Source organism: Pleionea litopenaei (genome assembly GCF_031198435.1).
Lineage (GTDB): Bacteria > Pseudomonadota > Gammaproteobacteria > Enterobacterales > Kangiellaceae > Pleionea > Pleionea litopenaei.
In genome coordinates this window covers 843,398-861,967 of record NZ_CP133548.1, presented here as the reverse complement: position 1 = coordinate 861,967, position 18,570 = coordinate 843,398, and the positions used below count along the sequence as shown (strand labels likewise).

16 protein-coding genes are annotated in these 18,570 nt (G+C 43.7%); 8 read left to right on the top strand and 8 right to left on the bottom strand.

Going from position 1 to position 18,570, the window contains the following annotated elements:
• Positions 1 to 4: 4 nt before the first annotated feature.
• Complete coding sequence (locus tag Q9312_RS03725) at positions 5 to 817, bottom strand: class I SAM-dependent methyltransferase (protein ID WP_309203217.1); 813 nt, start codon at positions 815 to 817, stop codon at positions 5 to 7.
• Between the two features lie 292 nt (positions 818 to 1,109).
• On the opposite strand from Q9312_RS03725, the gene Q9312_RS03720 reads away from it, so the two are divergent.
• On the top strand, positions 1,110 to 1,967 hold the full coding sequence (locus Q9312_RS03720; protein ID WP_309203215.1) for a M23 family metallopeptidase: 858 nt from the start codon (positions 1,110 to 1,112) through the stop codon (positions 1,965 to 1,967).
• Between the two features lie 120 nt (positions 1,968 to 2,087).
• Here the strand turns inward: Q9312_RS03720 and Q9312_RS03715 are convergent, their stop codons facing one another.
• Both Q9312_RS03715 and amaB read right to left on the bottom strand, forming a co-directional pair.
• Positions 2,088 to 3,122 (bottom strand): Glu/Leu/Phe/Val family dehydrogenase, encoded by a 1,035-nt coding sequence (locus Q9312_RS03715; RefSeq protein WP_309203214.1) that lies wholly within the window; start codon positions 3,120 to 3,122, stop codon positions 2,088 to 2,090.
• Positions 3,123 to 3,192: 70 nt separating this feature from the next.
• Positions 3,193 to 4,716, bottom strand: a complete 1,524-nt coding sequence (amaB, locus tag Q9312_RS03710; protein ID WP_309203213.1) for an L-piperidine-6-carboxylate dehydrogenase — start codon at positions 4,714 to 4,716, stop codon at positions 3,193 to 3,195.
• Positions 4,717 to 5,040: 324 nt separating this feature from the next.
• On the opposite strand from amaB, the gene Q9312_RS03705 reads away from it, so the two are divergent.
• Positions 5,041 to 5,565, top strand: coding sequence for a gamma carbonic anhydrase family protein (locus tag Q9312_RS03705; RefSeq protein ID WP_309203211.1), 525 nt, complete (start codon positions 5,041 to 5,043; stop codon positions 5,563 to 5,565).
• Between the two features lie 7 nt (positions 5,566 to 5,572).
• A complete protein-coding gene (locus Q9312_RS03700; protein ID WP_309203210.1) occupies positions 5,573 to 6,046 on the top strand; it encodes a DUF4826 family protein in 474 nt (157 codons plus the stop codon).
• 45 nt (positions 6,047 to 6,091) lie between these two features.
• Here Q9312_RS03700 and Q9312_RS03695 read toward each other — a convergent pair whose 3' ends face one another.
• The 4 genes from Q9312_RS03695 to mfd all read right to left on the bottom strand — a co-directional run bounded on the left by Q9312_RS03695 (position 6,092) and on the right by mfd (position 12,110).
• A complete protein-coding gene (locus Q9312_RS03695) occupies positions 6,092 to 6,340 on the bottom strand; it encodes an EF-hand domain-containing protein (RefSeq protein ID WP_309203209.1) in 249 nt (82 codons plus the stop codon).
• A complete protein-coding gene (locus Q9312_RS03690) occupies positions 6,340 to 7,491 on the bottom strand; it encodes a saccharopine dehydrogenase family protein (protein ID WP_309203208.1) in 1,152 nt (383 codons plus the stop codon). Before Q9312_RS03690 ends, Q9312_RS03695 begins: the two co-directional genes overlap by 1 nt.
• A 36-nt stretch (positions 7,492 to 7,527) precedes the next feature.
• Positions 7,528 to 8,601 carry a CsiV family protein gene (locus tag Q9312_RS03685; protein ID WP_309203206.1) on the bottom strand — a complete coding sequence of 358 codons (1,074 nt, stop codon included), beginning with the start codon at positions 8,599 to 8,601 and terminating at the stop codon, positions 7,528 to 7,530.
• A 62-nt stretch (positions 8,602 to 8,663) separates the two neighbouring features.
• Positions 8,664 to 12,110: a transcription-repair coupling factor gene (mfd, locus tag Q9312_RS03680; protein ID WP_309203205.1), complete on the bottom strand. Its 3,447-nt coding sequence runs from the start codon at positions 12,108 to 12,110 to the stop codon at positions 8,664 to 8,666.
• Positions 12,111 to 12,419: 309 nt separating this feature from the next.
• Between mfd and Q9312_RS03675 the strand changes: the two genes are divergently transcribed.
• The 5 genes from Q9312_RS03675 (at position 12,420) to Q9312_RS03655 (ending at position 17,076) form a co-directional block, all read left to right on the top strand.
• The gene (locus Q9312_RS03675; protein WP_309203203.1) at positions 12,420 to 13,739 is read left to right on the top strand and encodes a hypothetical protein; all 1,320 of its coding nucleotides are present in this window, start codon (positions 12,420 to 12,422) and stop codon (positions 13,737 to 13,739) included.
• 377 nt (positions 13,740 to 14,116) lie between these two features.
• The gene (locus Q9312_RS03670) at positions 14,117 to 14,422 is read left to right on the top strand and encodes a YeaC family protein (protein ID WP_309203201.1); all 306 of its coding nucleotides are present in this window, start codon (positions 14,117 to 14,119) and stop codon (positions 14,420 to 14,422) included.
• A gap of 32 nt (positions 14,423 to 14,454) precedes the next feature.
• Positions 14,455 to 15,714 carry a Rossmann-fold NAD(P)-binding domain-containing protein gene (locus Q9312_RS03665; RefSeq protein WP_309203200.1) on the top strand — a complete coding sequence of 420 codons (1,260 nt, stop codon included), beginning with the start codon at positions 14,455 to 14,457 and terminating at the stop codon, positions 15,712 to 15,714.
• An 87-nt stretch (positions 15,715 to 15,801) separates the two neighbouring features.
• Positions 15,802 to 16,443, top strand: coding sequence for a CPBP family intramembrane glutamic endopeptidase (locus tag Q9312_RS03660; protein ID WP_309204548.1), 642 nt, complete (start codon positions 15,802 to 15,804; stop codon positions 16,441 to 16,443).
• Positions 16,444 to 16,701: 258 nt separating this feature from the next.
• A complete protein-coding gene (locus Q9312_RS03655) occupies positions 16,702 to 17,076 on the top strand; it encodes a hypothetical protein (RefSeq protein ID WP_309203199.1) in 375 nt (124 codons plus the stop codon).
• A gap of 74 nt (positions 17,077 to 17,150) precedes the next feature.
• On the opposite strand, the gene Q9312_RS03650 is transcribed toward Q9312_RS03655, so the two are convergent.
• Positions 17,151 to 18,515 carry a PA0069 family radical SAM protein gene (locus Q9312_RS03650; RefSeq protein ID WP_309203198.1) on the bottom strand — a complete coding sequence of 455 codons (1,365 nt, stop codon included), beginning with the start codon at positions 18,513 to 18,515 and terminating at the stop codon, positions 17,151 to 17,153.
• Between the last annotated feature and the right edge of the window lie 55 nt (positions 18,516 to 18,570).

The following is an 18,570-nucleotide window of genomic DNA, read 5'->3' as shown; positions in this document are numbered from 1 at the left end:
ATATTCAAGGAATAGTTCGCTCATCTACAATCTGTTGCTCTAGGTCAAGCGGCTTAATGAACTTTAAGATAAAACGGCTGGTTTTACCTCGGTTTTCCGGAGCGTACATATGCTTGGAAAGATCGTCCGTTTCATTTTCTAGAAAATAAGCCCGCTCTTTTAAAATAAAGCCGGCCTCTTTCACTTGTTGAATGACTAAGTCTACATTAATTCTATGGAGTGAATGCCCGGTGGAAGCAGGGCTTCCGGGTGCGGCTTGATGATCAATAATGCCTAAAATTCCTCCGGGCTTAAGTGCATCGTAAATATGACTTAAAAAAAGTTTACGGTCGATTTTTGGCCAGCTACCTTTTTTCGGCGCGTAGTAAATATCATGATAAGCCAATATTAAAAAAGCCATATCGGCAGAATTCGCTGGAACATTTAATTCATTAGCTTCTTGTATAATGTTTTCAACGTTTTTTAATCGATTGTTTGAATAACGTTTGGCCAAAGTTTTTTCAACGTATTTGGAGTAGGCAAGGTTGTTGTGAGCAATGACCTTGCCTTGCGGACCCACGGCTAGCGAAAATAACTCACTGTAGTAACCGCCGCCAGAGAACACATCTAAGACAGTCATTCCAGGCCTCACATTGTAAAAGTCTAATACATCATAAGGGCGCCGGTTTTCGTCACGTTTGAGATCCATTTCTAACCGCTGTGGATGTTCTATCATGGCTAAAATATGATCTTCCTCACTCCCAACAGGGTGAGCGGCATCGAGGCCTGTTGCAACCAACAGCGCAAGAGAGGTAACTGTACTAATTAATGTCTTCATAAACGAATTATGAGTTTAAGCTGAGCGTTGATCGAGTACAGTTTGTAACACAATATTACATGAAGTGATGGACTTATCTTAAATGACCTGTTGGACTCATCTTAAATGATCTGATGGAGGTGTCTTAAATGACCTGTACAAGTCGAACGTTAATTAACCAAAAGGTAAATTCTAATTTTTTATTACCCTTGATTTAAGTAATTGCAATTGTAAGACGCTAAGCAATTGGTTAGATTGATGGTCATTGATTAGCGTTTTATATGAGTTTAGTGAAATAAAGAAGGGGAGTATCATGTACGCTACCGTAGTTCGACTGAGCGCTGCTATTGTCATTCTGACTGGCTTTCTTATGGCTAGTTCTGGTGAAGTCACTGCAGAAAGTTTAGGCGTTAAATCTGAGCCTGTTCGAGTCTTGCGCGCTGAACTTACTCAAGGTGGCTACTTAATTGGGCAAGTGTCGAAAGGGCATCAGGTTTCATTTTTAGAAAAGCCAGTGAAGGTTAACCAGTTCGGACAATTTATCATTGGGTTTGGACGAGATTTTCAAGGGCCTGCCGAGGTAATGGTAGTCAGTAAAAACGAGCAACTCAAGCAACGATTTGAAGTTGCCGTTCGTGACTATCGTATTGAGCGAATTGATGGTTTACCCAAAAGTAAAGTGTCCCCAAAAAAGCCCGAAGTTCTTGCGCGTATTGTACGGGAGACTCAGCAAGTAAAAGAAGCTCGATCTGTTACGTCGGAGCTCGAGTTTTTTAAACAAATTTTTATTTCACCTGCAGAGGGTAGGATTTCTGGTTACTATGGTTCTCAAAGAGTGCTTAATGGCGAACCTAAACGACCGCACTTTGGCGAAGATATTGCGGCGCCAGTTGGCACACCTGTCGTTGCTCCCGCTAGTGGAAAAGTCGTATTAGTGCATCCGGATATGTTTTACTCAGGCGCTACCATTATTATTGATCATGGTCTTGGTCTTAATTCAACTTATCTGCATTTACATAAAACTCATGTCAAAGAAGGTCAATCGATTAAGCAAGGCGAGTTAATTGGTGAAATTGGTCAGAGTGGTCGTGCAACGGGACCTCATTTAGATTGGCGTCTTAATTGGCACGATCAGAGATTGGATCCTGCGTTGTTTGTAAAACGAAAATAGCAAGAGTACTTCATCAGTTTTACCAATAAAAAGCGCCTATTTGGTATATACGAAGGTTATCAATGCTTAAAAAAAGGAGCTCATAGAGCTCCTTTTTGGTGATACATTTGAGTACCAAAGCTATTGCTTTGCAGCTGCCACACGCTTACGTGCTAATTCATCTGCGACAACATTCGTTGTTTTATTTTCTTTATCGGCGGTTGCAAATACTTCTTCCAACGTTTGATAAATTTCATCAACTTTACGAAGAGCAACTTCTCGGTTGTAGTTTTCTTCAAACGAAACGTTAATAATTCCGCCAGCGTTGATGATGTAATCAGGAGTGTACAAGATACCACGCTTTTTCAATTCATCGCCATGACGATCTTCTGCTAGTTGGTTATTTGCAGCACCTGCGATGACTGACGCTTTTAACTTTGGAATCGTCACATCGTTTAGTGTTGCACCAAGAGCACAAGGCGCATAAACATCAACGTCTTGTTGATAAATCTCATCTTTATCGATAGCGGTAGCACCACAGCTGCTAACGATTTTATCGATCGATTCTTTGTTGATATCGGTTACAAACAGTTGCGCGCCTTCTTTTGCTAAGTGGTCGCAAAGATATTGACCAACATGCCCCAGTCCTTGAACAGCGACTTTAATGCCATCTAAGCTATCGCGTCCTAAGCGGTGTTTTACCGCTGCTTTCATGCCCATGTAGACACCATACGCAGTTACTGGAGATGGGTCACCGCTTTTGCCTTCTAAACCAAGTACGTGATTGGTTTCTTTGTGCACTAATGCCATATCGTCAGGGTTAATTCCTACGTCTTCAGCGGTCACGTATCGGCCTTTTAAGTTATCTACAAAACGACCGAATGCACGGAATAACTCTTCTGACTTCTGGGTGCGTGGGTTACCAATGATAACTGACTTTCCGCCACCCATGTTGAGTCCAGCCATGGCATTCTTATAAGTCATACCACGTGATAGACGTAATGCATCGATAAGTGCACCTTCGTCAGAATTGTATTCCCACATACGACATCCACCGGTTGCAGGACCAAGAGCAGTACTATGAATAGCAATAATTGCTTTCAAGCCTGATTCACTGTCACTACAAAACACTACTTGCTCGTGTTCATCGTATGCTCGCAGATTAAATACTGCCATAATTATCTCCTAGTAATGGAAACTGAGAGGAAGAGGAGGGTTTTTACCGTCCTCTTCGGAACAGAAAATCTTAACCCAAGTTAAATTCAATACCTTGCGCTAAGGTAGGTTTTTCACCCCAGAAAATAGTATTGGTTTGACGACGCATATAAGCTTTCCAAGCATCTGAACCTGCTTCGCGACCGCCACCGGTTTCTTTTTCACCACCGAATGCGCCACCAATTTCAGCACCTGAAGTACCGATATTAATGTTCGCAATACCTGTATCGCTACCCGCGGCCGATAAGAACTTTTCTATGTTGCGCATATTCATGCTAAACATTGCTGCTGATAGACCTTGACGAACTGAGTTGTTTAACTCGATGGCTTCTTCAATGGTTTTGAATGTCATGATGTAAACAATTGGCGCAAACGTTTCATTTTGAACCGCTGCCCAATGATTTTCTGCTTTGATGATGGTTGGCTCTACGAAGTGACCCGCACCTTCAATACGCTTTCCACCGTACAATACTTCACCGCCTTGCTCGACGGCTGCCGCAACAGCTTTTTCGAAGTTCTGTACCGCTGTTTCGTCGATTAGCGGACCCATCAGGGTGTTGGTATCAAGTGGGTTGCCAATCTTAACTTGCTTGTACGCACCGACCATTGAGTCGATCACTTTGTCGACAATGCTTTCGTGAACAATCAAACGGCGAGTTGTGGTACAACGTTGACCGCCGGTACCCACTGCGCCAAAGGCTGCTGAAGGAATGGCGTTTTCTAAGTCAGCGGTTTCGTCAATAATCAACGCATTGTTACCCGATAACTCAAGTAGGCATTTGCCCATACGTTCTGCGACTTTAACACCAACCATCTTGCCAACCACGCTTGAGCCAGTGAAAGAAATCTTTTTCACGCGTTTGTCGTTGATGAAGGTTTCCGCTAATTTATTGTCAGTATTATCAACAAAGGTGTAGAACATTGGCTTATAGCCATTTTCAGCCATCACTTTGTTACAGATATTTTGGACAGCGATAGCCGTCAAAGGTGTTTTTGGAGAAGGTTTCCACACAGTCACGTTACCACATGCCGCTGCGACGAAAGCATTCCAAGACCAAACGGCGACAGGGAAATTGAACGCCGAAATACAACCAACGATACCTAGAGGGTGCCATTGCTCGTACATGCGATGTTGAGGTCGCTCAGAATGCATGGTGTTGCCGTAAAGCATGCGCGATTGACCTACCGCAAAGTCGGCCATGTCAATCATCTCTTGGACTTCACCGTCACCTTCCGCTTTAATTTTGCCCATTTCCATTGAAACGAGGCTACCTAATGCGTCTTTGTGATCACGTAAAGCGTTACCGATTTGACGAACCACTTCGCCGCGAAGCGGTGCCGGAACCATTCGCCATTCGGCAAAGGCTTCTTCCGCTTTAGTAATGATTGTTTCGTAGTCTTGTTCTGATGCTGCGTATACTTTCGCAATTAGTTCACCAGTGGCTGGGTTGATTGATTCAACAATGCCTTGATCGGTGGTGGTGCTCCACTCATTGGCGGAGAAGTTTGCGCCAGAGTTAATAGACTCAATACCGAGTTCTTTTAGAATATCCATAAAGTACTGCCTCTCTGTTGTGTCATTCAGACTGGTCTTGTCGGACAGAAGGACTAAATTCGATCGTTTAAGCTAATTCGAGATAGGCTAAAAAACGCTCGATTTGGCCCCCTGTTTTGAGGTGGCGCAACCTTACCACTGTGCCATTCAAATCGCTAGCTTAATTTTGTAAATTGGCGTATTTTTAACCGCATATAGCGTCATTTTTCTGGCAAATGGCATTATTTCTCGCTGCAAGCTATGCTAGTCTGGTCAGATGAGTTGTGGTGTGGAATTGGCATGTTGCGCCGCATATATGAACCGCGAATTTAACTAGGATCAAAGATGATTTATGCATTGAACGGTATTTCACCGAAGCTCGATTTTGATAGCAGCTTTATTGCTGAAAGCGCTGATATTATTGGAAAAGTCGAGCTGGGTGAAGAATGCAGTGTTTGGTTCAATAGTGTAATAAGAGGCGATACCGATTGGATTCGCGTTGGACCTAAAAGTAATATTCAAGATAACGCAGTACTGCACACCGATCCTGGACTAGAATTAATCGTAGGTCGTGGTGTGACCGTGGGTCATCACGCGATGTTACACGGTTGCAGCATTGGCGATTTCAGTCTTGTTGGAATCAATGCCGTTGTCTTAAACAATGCCAAGATTGGTGACCATGTCCTAATTGGCGCTAACACTTTGATCACAGAAGGAAAAGAAATCCCCTCTGGAGTATTAGTGTTAGGCAATCCGGGCAAGGTTGTTCGAAAACTAACCGAGCAAGAGCGAATGTTATTAGAGAAAAGTGCCGATACCTATGTTAATAAAATCGAGCTTTACCGAAGTTTAAAAGTGATAACCCGGTAGTCGACCGATGGTGCTTGAACCAGCGAACAACTCTACACTTACCCAATCCAATCAATTAAATATTGACTGGACCCTGCTAAGTGAATGGGAAGCCGAACAGCTGCAATTGGCGTTATCTTATTGTGAACGGCATTCTTGGCATGTTTTGGCCGTCAGTGATGAACAAACCAGAACCTTAGAGCCCGCACTGTCGGTATGGCAGTTTACGGTTAATCAACATTCTACAACCAAGCGAATTTGGTTGATCAGTGGTGATTTGCCAACATTATCATTACCCTTTAAAGCAGCCGCGACCGCTCGTGAAGCGCTACTGGCGTTCAGTCGTCAGTATTTGTTTTTGGCCAGACAACTAAAGCAAGCAGCCCAAGCTGAAAATAAACAACCGAGTGACGAGGTTAAATTAAGAATGCAGGAGAATGTAAAAGCGGCTGCAGATTTGCTGGTTTTGTATCATGAAAATGAATTGTGGTTAGAAGAATAAGCCACAGGTGGGTAAAAAACACGCCCTGTGGCTTAAGTAAGAGAATTAGTATTCCCACCAGCAAGTTTCCCACCAAATGAGAAACTCATCGAAATCAATATGACCATCGCTGTTTTCGTCGATGAATGAAAAGCCACTCTCAGCCTGTTGTTTACTAGACTTAGGAGAAAGCACTCGGAGTAACTCGGTAAATTCTTCTAAATCGATTTCGCCATTTTTATCGCGGTCAAAAAAGTCGAAATGGGCGCGTATTTCAGTGATCTTATCATCGGGTAGTTTTCGTACTTCAGTCATTATGATCTCTCGGTAGATAAAGTAGTTTCTTCTTTCTTGTATTGAACATTTCTCTCGTTTAAGTATTTCAATACATAGTCGCAGGCGCCATCATAAGCGCCAAATACTTCTGGAGCAATGATTCCTGATTCGGATGGTTTGTTCTCGAGGAGGTAGTTAACTGCGGCTGTGGCCGTGAAACCGGTCGTTCTTGCCATTGAAGAAGTGGCTGAAGCGGTATCCGTTTCATCGTATAGGTTATAAACGTACCGTTTAGTTTTTCCACTTTCTTCGCCTTCAATGGTCACTCTCATCACGGTAAACTCACTTTCATTACGTTTGAGCTTCCAGTTATCGATGAGCACTTTAGCGGTAAAGTCGAGAGGGGAGACAGACACTCCTCCCACTTCGATAGGCTCTTCGGAGAAGAAACCTGTCTCTGCCAGCACTTTTATGTATTCAGCGTGTCTCGGATAGCGAAGCGTTTTCTCTTTCATATCCGGTATGTGATCCATGGTTTGCAAAAGCGTGCGCAAACCGTCGGTATTAAATGACTCTAGCGTTCCCACCTTGTCAAAATGCACCAATTCACAATCGGTGAGTGGCGGGCGCGTGACCAGCTTTCCATTTTCAACAAATCGAGCGGGGCGGGTGTATTCCTCGATAACGTCTATCGGAGAAAACGGCGCTTTATACTCAAACGGCCACCGGCGCTGACGCGGTAAGCCACCGACTAAACACTCAAACTTTTGTACTTTCATCGTTGAGTCATGATGACCAAGCAATATGTTGTCCATACCAGGAGCAACGCCGCAATCGACCAGCGCATAAACTTCATGCTTTTTCGCCAAATAATCGAGGTCGAGAGCGTTTTCTGGAAAAAATGAGATATCTACCGCTGATTTTTTATTATTCAGAACGGTTTTAAGAACGTTAAAGCCCATGAACCCAGGAACCGCACAAACCACTAAGTCAGCATCTTCAATTACATCAGAAATGGCGTCTGCGTCACTCAGATCCGCGGCGATGGTTTTTAGATCGTCCGCTTTTTCTTTGGTGTCAGCTAATGCTTTTTTGTTTTTATCGGCTACAGTGACGGAGTGGTTTTTAACCAAGTCAATTGCCATGGCGGAGCCCACCATTCCGCAACCTAACACGCAAATATTCGCCATTGATAAGGTCTCCCTGAGATTAATGCTGGCAGTTCTTTAAGACTCTTCTTTATTAGTTGAGTAGGGTCTTATTTGAATGATAACACCGAATAGCGGATGGTCGAAGTAATGAGTTTCTCCACTCCGAACGCGTCGTGACTGAGAGAGGGGATAATTGAGCAGTCGTTCGATAACCGTGGTTTGTTTTTCTTGGTTCATCCAATTGTCGGATTGAAAGCTCCAATTAAAGTTAGTTTCATATTCTTCGTCCAATTGACCGTCTTTTGTTAAGTCAAGCATCGATGAAGACAGAGATGAGCTAATGGCCGAGACATCGAGTTCTTCTTCTCCTGGAATACGCATAAATAATTTTGTATTAACATGGAGATAACGACTTAAGTAAACCTGAATGGCTCCATCAATTTCTGGTACAGGGGTAAATTTTTTTAGCGTCGGCGTATCGAAATGAGAAGTTAAGCCTTGATCGGCTTCTGATTGAATGATCGATGGTTGGCTTAAGCCCAACTGTTTGAGTGAAGAGTTTTCACTCAAGCTGCGACCTTGATGATCAAAACGAGCGTTGTAATTTAGTCCTCCGACGACACGAACCCACTCAGATTCATCACGATCGTAAACAGGTTGTCGCCAACCGTAGTGAACCAAAGGTTGGTATTGAGAACTGCGCTGCAAAGACTCTTTGATCGAGGTTAACGCTAATTCGTTTTCGAGCAAAGGGCTAAAAGGCACTAAGTCTTTCTGACCTTGTGCATCCGCCGCTAAACTAGCCACTTCTTTAGTAGTGGATGACGCGTCATTTTCATCGCTCTTTTTCAAAGCGTCTGGAGGTGTTAGCACTTCTCCTTCGGGAGCTGGATAAAGCGCGCTGACCATTTGGTCAATTAACTTTTCCGGGTAAACTATCTCAGAGCTTTTAGGCCATAACTCTTCGTTAGTATTTCCGCGGGCGTTTTTGAAAACAATCACTTCAATGTCAAACCATCGAGCATCTTTAGTCGATTTCGAGTTACTTGTCTCAGCGATTATTGGTAAGACGAAAAGAGATGATGTGCAGATCGCAATCAATTGACCAATCGAAAATCGTTTCTGTCTTTTAAAAGGGTAAAAATTCATCAAATTATCCTGAATAACTTAAATCAATTCGGCCAATCAAAAAATAACCTCAGAATGACAGGTTACCGTTGTCCGCCTAGGGTTGCAATCAATGTCTCGATTTCACTCCATCGAGCTGTGGCCTCGGTCAAATCTCGTAACACTTTGAGTATAGTGCCTTTCTCTAAACGATAGCGAGACGGATTTCGCTGTATTAAAGAAATGATGACTTGAGGGTTAACCACTGTATCTGGATTAAAATCCACAGTGAGGCCTTTATCGGTAGCTATCAGCTTAGTAATGCCCAGTGGCGTTAACTGCTGCTTTAACTCCGTTAATTTAATTAAATTTTTGAGATGGTCTGGAAGCAAGCCAAAACGATCAATCATTTCGACCTGCAAATCTCGTAGACTCGATTCAGTTTTACAACTGGCTAACCGTTTGTATAACGTTAGCCGAGTATGAACGTCAGGGATGTAATCTTCAGGAATTAACGCCGGTAAACCAATCTCAACTTCGGTTTGGGTAGCGAGACTCTCGGATAAACTCGGTTCTCGACCTTCTTTCAGCGCGGTTACGGCTTGCTCGAGCATTTCCATGTACATAGAAAAGCCGACACTTTCCATTTGACCGCTTTGGTCGTCTCCCAAAATCTCTCCCGCGCCTCGAATTTCCATATCATGAGTGGCCAGTGAAAAACCGGCACCCAGATCTTCAAGTGACGATATTGCATCAAGCCGCTTTTTAGCATCGCGAGAAAGACCTTTTATTGAGGGAACCATTAAGTAAGCATAAGCTTGATGATGCGATCGACCAACTCGTCCTCGTAGCTGATGAAGCTGCGCCAAACCGAGTTTATCGGCACGATCCATAATAATGGTGTTCGCATTGGGAACATCGATTCCCGTTTCAATAATCGTTGTGCAAACAAGAATATGAAACTTTCGGTGATAGAACTGCTGCATAACTTGTTCAAGTTCACGCTCGCGCATCTGTCCATGAGCAACAGCAATATTCAGTTCTGGCATTAGCTCTCGCAACTCTGCGGCACGACGCTCAATGGAATCGACACTGTTGTGTAAAAAGTAAACTTGACCACCGCGCAAAGTTTCTCGCTGAATGGCCTCTTTGATAAGCGGCTTGTTGTACTCTCTGACAAAGGTTTTTATGGCAAGTCGTCTAGCCGGAGGCGTTGCAATAATCGATAAGTCGCGCATTCCAGATAACGACATATTCAAGGTTCTTGGAATAGGCGTTGCGGTTAAGGTGAGCACATCAACTTCTGCGCGAATGGCCTTGAGTTTTTCTTTTTGCCGCACACCAAAGCGATGTTCTTCATCGATTATCACAAGACCTAGATCTGAAAACTCAACGTTGCCTTGTAACAGCTTGTGAGTTCCGATCACGATATCGACTTTGCCTGCTTGAATGTCAGCGATAACGGCTTCTGTTTCTTTAGCGGTTCTGAACCGCGATAAGACTTCAATTCTGAATGGCCAGTCAGCAAAACGATCTTTAAAGTTTTCAAAATGCTGTTGAGCAAGTAACGTGGTGGGAACGAGTACGGCAACCTGTCGCGTATTCTGCACGGCAATGAACGCGGCTCGCATGGCGACTTCGGTTTTACCAAAGCCTACATCACCACAGACCAGTCGGTCCATCGGCGTGGTCGCTTGCATATCCTGTAAAATGGCATTAACTGAGGATTCTTGATCATCGGTTAGTTCAAATGGAAAGCCATCGGCAAACTGAAGATATTCAGCGTTGTCGGTTTGGTATTGAAACCCAGTTTTTGCGGCTCGCTTGGCGTATAAGTCGAGTAGCTCTGCCGCAACGTCACGTACTTTTTCAGCTGCTTTTTTACGTTCTTTAGCCCATTGTTCATTGCCTAATTTGTGCAATGGTGCTTGTTCGTCACTTGCACCTGTGTAGCGATGTATTAAATGCAGCGACTGTACCGGAACATAGAGTTTATCGCCTGACGCATATTCAAGGGTAAGGTACTCTGCTGGTTGATTATTGGCAGTGATACATTCGAGTCCCAGATAACGTCCGACGCCATGGTCCGCATGAACGACAGGGGCTCCAATATTGAGCTCAGCCAAGCTGTGAATCAAGGTGTCTGGACTGTAATCCTTTTGCTGCCGACGACGTCTTTGTAAAACGTGTTGACCAAACAAGCTAGACTCAGCTATGAGCGTGACATCTGGATGCGAAAAACTGCCTTCGATTGGCGCAATGGTTAAATACAGTCCAGAAGGCTTTTCAATAGCTTCACGCCAACTATCTATCACGGTCACAGTATGTTCAAAACGTTTGAGCAAATCACTGATGGCTTCTCGGCGTCCGGGACCTTCGGCGCAAATTACGATGCGGTTTTGAGAGCCATTAACCAAGGTCCGAAGGCCACTTATCGGATCTTTTGCTTTGTGATTAATCGTGATGTCGTCAACGGGCAGAAACGGAAGTGTGGGGGTGTTGGTTTTTCCATCTCCGTTAAACGTTAAGTGAGGAAATCGTTTCAGTTGTTGATTAAACTGTTCGGGTGAAAAGGATATCTGCTCAGGTGCTAATATCGGTCTTGTACGATCCCAGCGGTATTCTTCGTATCTCTCTTCAAGACTTTCCCATTGCTTATTTAAAGTCGACTGCAAATTGCTTTCGGTGACCACCAGAGTGCTTTCAGGCAAGTAGTCTAAAAGCGATACGGTCTGTTCGCTGAAAAGCGGCAGGTAGTACTCGATACCCGCTGGTAACAGACCATTAGAGACATCTTGGTAAAGCTGACAATCTTTTAACTCAACATCGAAGGTACTTCTAAACTGTTGCCTAAAATGAGTGATAGCAGCATCATCAGTGGGAAACTCGTGCGCAGGCAGTAATTCGAATTTATCTAAGGCGTCGACAGACATTTGAGTTTCAGGGTCAAATGATCGAATGGTCTCAATTTCATCGTCAAAGAAATCGACGCGTATGGGTAAATGGTTGCCCATAGGAAATATATCGAGTAATGAGCCGCGGACAGCGAACTCACCATGTTCCAAAACCTTTTCTACACAGCGATAACCAGCTTGCTCAAAGATGTTCCGTGCGGCAGACAGATCCATCTTTGCGCCGACTTGGAATTTAAATAAGTTGCCAAGGATAAAGTCAGGCTTTGCTATTCGGGATATCGTTGCCGGTAGAGCCGCAATGACTAAGCCATGTTGCATTTGGGCAATTTGGTGAAGGGCATGTAGGCGCTCTGATACGATAGATTCGTGGGCCGAAAATCGATCGTAGGGTAGGGTTTCCCAGTCCGGAAAGGTAACCACTGGCCGCGAATGGTCAGCCTCGCCGTAAAAGGCATCTAATGCACGCTCTAACTGTTGAGCTTGAGCCGAACCTTCACACAAGACGAGAATGACACCGTCATAGCTATTAATCAACTCAGCCAAAACCAACGCGGAGCTGGAGCCGGGTAATTTACCCAAATAATTGGTAAATCCAGGCTTGGTAACCAGCGAGGGGAAGTTTAAAGACAGTGGCATAAGTGATTATCTGATGTTTGTTATAAAAAACGCGCATTATAGACAAAACGCCCAGCCATTTCTGCTAAATTTAAAGGTGACCTTAACTATTGTTTAAGCTATGTTGTGTTTAGAGCTGAATCAATGCTCACTGTGATTTTACTGATGTGTAAAAGTATAATGGCTATAAAAATCAATCGCTTATTATGTTGTTTTGCGAATAATAGTTAGACTCTGAATCAGCCTAATCGACTAGGTAGGTGCTAACCTAAGGTGTCATCTGGTGAATGCAGATAGTGGAGTTAAATTGCAACATTAGGAGATTGAAGCATGCAAATGACCTTTTCAAATGCAGAAAACTACCAAATCCCTCGCGGATTATTTATTGCTGCTTGGAAAGTATGGTTTAAACGGTTCAGTGATGATCATTATGCGTGGCGAGAAGGAAAGATGCCACTGCATAACAGTGCTGTGCCTCTGCACCAGCTCTTGAACGAACGTTGCCAATTTTCAGTAGAAGTTTTATCGCGGTTGATGGTTCCTTGGTCATTTCGAGATCGCCAGCAAGTCGATCCTGAGTTTATTCGCTTGAACCCGGCTGTTTTGCGGTTTGTTGAGTGCAAGACCGACGTCTGCGACGGCTTTGTCGAGGGGGCTAGATTAACGGATCAGGCGCTTGATTATTGGGATTCGCTGACCTTCAATGAGCAAGACTTGTACCTGAATTTTGCTGAAGCAAGAATCCAAGCCGATATTGAGACGCCTTCTGACCAACCCTGTATTTTGGATGACGCCGGTGTTGAAATAATCGGCGAAGATATTTATCCACCAACCATTCCATCGGCCGAAAGCAACGATGATGCGTTTATTCGAGCTCTGGTAGATTGGATTGATGAAGATCCACACCAACCTATGTACCAACGTAAGGCCGTCGGAGAAGCCGTCAGTGGTTGGCATGATCGACTTCTTGCGTATTTTTGGCCGAAGCCACGTACTGGATATTTGGAATATTCTTTTACTGAAAGCCCTCTAGCTTATCGTGTCGGGCTGCTTGTTGAACTCTTACAACAGGGTAAAGAGTGGAGTTTCGATGATAAAGTCTTAGCGGTGAAAACGGCTAGGGAAGTGTTTATGTTTGCTGGATTGCCACAGCGACAGGTGACTTGGGAAAATGTTCAAGCCGTTATGCGAACGGTTATTGAGCTCGACTCAGAGTCTACCGCAAAAATGAACAGTGGGTGGTCTTATTTGGCCAGTATGGTGGCGTCCAATTGTCAGCCTTCGCCAAACAGTCCTACGTTGATTAGCTGGAATAGTCGCTGTTCGGCCTCAGTTATCTCGCGTTTAGACTTTTTGTTAGTCGAAGCCGGCATTGAAACCTTGCACGACCGTTTCCCCAATATTGGTATTGTTCCTGGTTGGGGAGGGACTCGACCAAGAGAGTACACACTGGACTGGCCAAGTGCCTATCGGTCATGGCCAGCCATGTTCGCCGCGGGTCGTTTGGTTGAAACCATGGTCAACTATTTGAACACAGCGGTCGATAGCGATGGCAAACCCAAGTTCGCGTCGATGCCGCTTGCCGGTGGTCAGACTGCTCCGTGGACGGCACGAGGAGTACAATTGGTGCTCTTCAGTGACGGATACTAGACGTCGCTTCTGAATCAAAGTCGATATCGCTCAAGTGTCGTTGGTATGAGACATTCAAGAGCTGATTAGATACTCGGTGATTAGATACTCAAGGCAGTGTCCTTAGTATTCGACGTCCATTGCTATGAAAAGCCATGTACTGACTTGTACATACCTGTATTTTTTGTGAGTGTCGATTCTTGTTAATCAATGACTGGGCCCAGGCGAGCGAGTCTCAGTCACCAACTTGCCTGGTTAACAGGTAAAACCTGCTGATGTCTGCCATTGCTTAGTTGCACTCTCTAACCTATAATCCGCGGCCATCCTGTGGCAATAACTAACGGTTATTATAGCCACCAGCGAACAATAATCTCAGCCAATCTGTCGAGGTAATTGAAGTGGACATTGAACAGTTACTCAAAGCGATGACTCCAGAGGTGTATCAAAACCTCAAAACCGCTGTCGAATTAGGTAAATGGGCCGATGGAACTCGGCTAACTGAACAGCAAATGGATTCAGCGATTCAGGCGATCATGATCTATGACGCCGAACATCACGGTGACTTAGATGAACCGTTTCGAATTCGACACGATGGCACTTTGCGTTTAGGTAAGTCGGGAGCAACCGAAACGCTGGTCAACTCACAAAACATAATCATGCAAAACCCAGTGTCGGATAATAAAGACGAACCGACCAAACACTAGGGTGATGTGATAGCAATGAATAGGTAGATGGCATGTTATCGGCAGTATTAAGAAAGGAACACAAGAATCAATGGGAACGTCGTTCGGCATTAACGCCAGCGGCGATTGAGAAGCTTATCACCAATGGTTACAAAGTTGACGTTGAACACTCAGATATTCGAGTTTTTGACGACGGCAGTTTTAACAACATCGCAGCGACGCTGGTTGACTCTCCGGAACATCACCAACTTGTAATAGGGATCAAAGAACCACCTGTTGATTCAATTCAACCAGGCCAAGTACATATTGCTTTTTCTCATACGATCAAGGGCCAATCGTATAACATGCCTCTGTTACAACGTTTTATTGATCAAGGTGCAACTCTTTTTGATTATGAAACCATCGTGAACGAGCGTGGTGCTCGAACGATAGCCTTTGGGCGTTTTGCTGGCATTGCCGGAGCAATAGATACGTTTTGGATCGCTGGAATTAAGCTTTCACAAATTAACAAACAAACTGATTTGCAACGACTGAAACAGACGAAAGACTATACCAATATTCAAGAAATCAAAGAGCAATTTGCTCAACTCGACTTGCAAAAAGGCGAGCCTATCCGCGCATTAATTGTTGGAACCGGTAACGTTGGTCGCGGAGCGGAAGAAGTTTGTCGTTGGTTAAAGTTGCCAAAAATCGATATTGAATCCATTCTGCTAGGTCATATTCCTGAAGGTAGTTGGTATGCTGTCGCCAGCTCTCGGCACATTAATGCGAGAGTAGACGGTGGCGACTTTGAGTACGACAATTTCGTAGCCAATGGAAAAGAAGAGTACGTCAGTACATTTGATAATTTATTAGGTAAATTTAACGTACTTATTCAAACGCCTTACTGGACTGAAAAGTATCCCAAACATTTGGATTCTGATCGTTTAGTAGAACAACAGCAAAAATTACCTTGGGTAATTGGAGACATTAGTTGCGATATCGACGGGTCGCTGGAATGCACTAAAAAGGCCAGTACCATTGATGAGCCTGCTTTTACTTATAATGTCGTGGAGCAGAGCGTGAAAGACGGCGTTTCTTGGGAAGGACCTACGGTCATGTCGATCGATAATTTACCCTGCGAACTGTCGAAGGATGCTTCTGAGCACTTCAGTGCGATCTTAAAAAATTATATTCCGCATCTGATGGATTTGGATCTATCGAAATCGTTTGAAGATTTAGATTTGCATCCAGAGTTGTATCGATCCTTGATCGTCTATCAAGGAAAATTAACTCCAAATTACAAATACTTAAAGAAGTTTCTTAATAAGTAACTTAAGAATACGTTCCACATTTTACTCAATCTTAGTGTATTGAATATCAAAAGCATTGCTTCTAATCAATCCTCGCAGTCACTCTTGGTGATTGCGAGTTTGCTGTTGTCTCATCAATTAACGCTCTTTTTTCTCGAAGCCGGTTATTTGGATTTTATATTCAGCAACCATTATGTTCGCGGACTTGAACGTCAACTGGTCTTTTTACTTTCAGCATCGGTGGCCATTGTTGTAGCATTTGTTGGTTTTGACCAACCAGTACAACGCGAAAAAGGCGCTGCTAAATGGGCGATACATGTTTTATACGTGATAATCACCCTCTTAGCTGCCGCTGTATGGGCATTGACCGTTCAGCTCGTTATCAAGAGCATTCTAGAATGGTCCTCTGAATTTCCTTTTAACGCATTGCCGGTGAATGGCTTCGGGGATATGTGTACTACAAATCGGCTAGCATTGATTTTAGTGGCTGTTGTCTTCGCGCCACTTATCGAAGAAGTGTTGTTTCGTGGAGTTTTATTAAATAAAATTTCAAAAATTACCTCACCTTTGTTAGCTGTGACATTAACGAGCGTCCTGTTTGCACTGCTGCATGGTTATTCCTTAAATGCTGTAATGGCTTTTACTTCAAGTCTACTCTTGGGAATTTTGTACCTGAAAAGCCAGCGCCTAAGTCTATGCATTGTCGCCCACGCAACGTTTAATCTGACGACGACTTTGGTCTTATGTTAACCGGCGTCGCTTACTTCAAGCGACCTTTGGTTTGTTAAAACGTCGGTTATCAAAAAAACAACCTATTGATATTTATGATAATTCAATGCTCTTTTGAAAAATTATCTCATTAGGTGAGCTTTTGCTATTAGTCAGTTATCGTCGATGACCGCGATAACAAGTAGGAAAAGGCTTACACGAGGTTGGATAACCATCTCATAGTGAAAAATATGATTAAAAAATAAACTATCTCTCAAATGACGTAACGAGGTATTAAACATGAACCGTTCAATCACTATGAGAGTTTTCGTATTAATGGGATTTAGCTTTGTCTTATCGGCTTTCGCTGGAGAGTCAAAGGTTGATGAAGATGTGCAAGAAAGTCTATGCCAGCTGGTTAAAGAAGATAATGACACTCGAATGATCGGCTATTTGAATACTTCAGATATTCGCCTTTACAATAATTACCGAGAAATTTATTGCAAAGCTGAAGTCGGTTTTTCTGGTGGTTCATTGCTTAAAACTGCTGATCATTTTGGCGCCCAGCGAGTCTTCGATAAGTTAGTTCAAAATATTAAAGTCGATGATATCTTTTGGGAGCACCCAGTAAATAACAATATCCGAAACACTAAGATTATGGCTTATAAAAAGTAAGCTTTCTAACCTGCTGTTTGCTGCACTGATTTTGAAAAAGGCTCAATTATGAGTCTTTTTCTCGTTCTAACGATTTAAATCAGCCTAAGTTGCTGTGGTTGTTTGGTTGTAAAAGCATTGCAATTTAAAGAAGGCTGCGGGACTTCATTAAGGTTCAAGCTTTTACAGGCTAATTTAAATCGAGCTGATATTATTTGAGCTAGGGCTCCCGAGCCTCTCATGCGCTCACCAAAACTGCTTTGATTCAGCGACCCGTCACGTATGTCCTTTAAGTAGGCGAGTACTTTTGTTTTTTTGTACGGATAGTTGTCGGTCAACCAATCACTAAAAATATCTTTGAGCTCGTAAGGCAATCGCAACATAATGTAATTGGCATGACGAGTTCCTGTGGCAGCAATCGCCTGTAGGAGCTTTTCAATCTCACAGTCGTTTAACGCTGGAATGATTGGGGCGATCATCGCAAAGCAGGGGATGCGATTTTGGACCAGCTTCTCAAGAATTTTTAGGCGTACACTCCCTGATGACGCTCTCGGCTCAAGCGAATTTTTAAGGCGATGATCCAATGTTGTAATGCTTACGCCGACATGGACCAAGTTAAACTTTGCAAGTTCTTGAAGTATATCGAGATCCCTTAAGACAAGATTGCTTTTAGTCAAAAGGGTGACAGGGTGTTTGTAGTCAAGGCAAAGTTGCAACAGCTGTCGGGTAATCTGCTTGTCTCTTTCGATAGGCTGATAAGCGTCAGTGTTCATTCCTAGAGCAATGGGTTTTACCGTGTAATTCTGTTTTTCGAACTCCCGAGCCAGCTGTTCTACGGCATTGGCTCTAAATACAATTTTGGTTTCGAAGTCTAAGCCTGGGCTGTAATCTAAGTACGCGTGAGAGGGTCGGGCGAAGCAGTAGACGCATCCATGTTCACAACCGCGATAGGGGTTAATAGAGCGCTCGAACGGGACATCAGGAGATTGATTGGTTGAAATAATCGTCTTGCAATGCTCTTCAATAAACTCGGTTGTCGGGTTGTAAAGTGACTTGTTGGCCGCATTGAGTGATGAAGACTGGTGGGTCTCTAATTCATCGATAAGGGCGAATTGCTCCAAGTTTAAGTGTCTATAATTTTTTGGCTTGGCGTCAGAAGTTATGTCACTTAAAGAGTCATCAGCTAGGGCTGAGGTGCTAAACTGCTTGGTAAAGCGATGACGGTAGTTCGTTGCTACCGCTCTAGATTTGGTCTTGAAAGGCAAGGTCGTTAATTTGAATGCCTCCGGCTCTTCCATGAACATTTGGTCTGTTTCTCGCTCGCCAGTGGTGAAAATAAGCCCCTGAGACGCATTCCCATCGTATTTGGGGGCATTCTTGTTTGCGCTCCTATTTGCGCTACTGGTAACACTGCGGGTAAGACTGCTTGTAACACTGCTTGTAACACTGAGGGATGCCATAAACTTATTCCTCACTATGATAATTAAGGAATAATGTACTACTACAAGCACTACT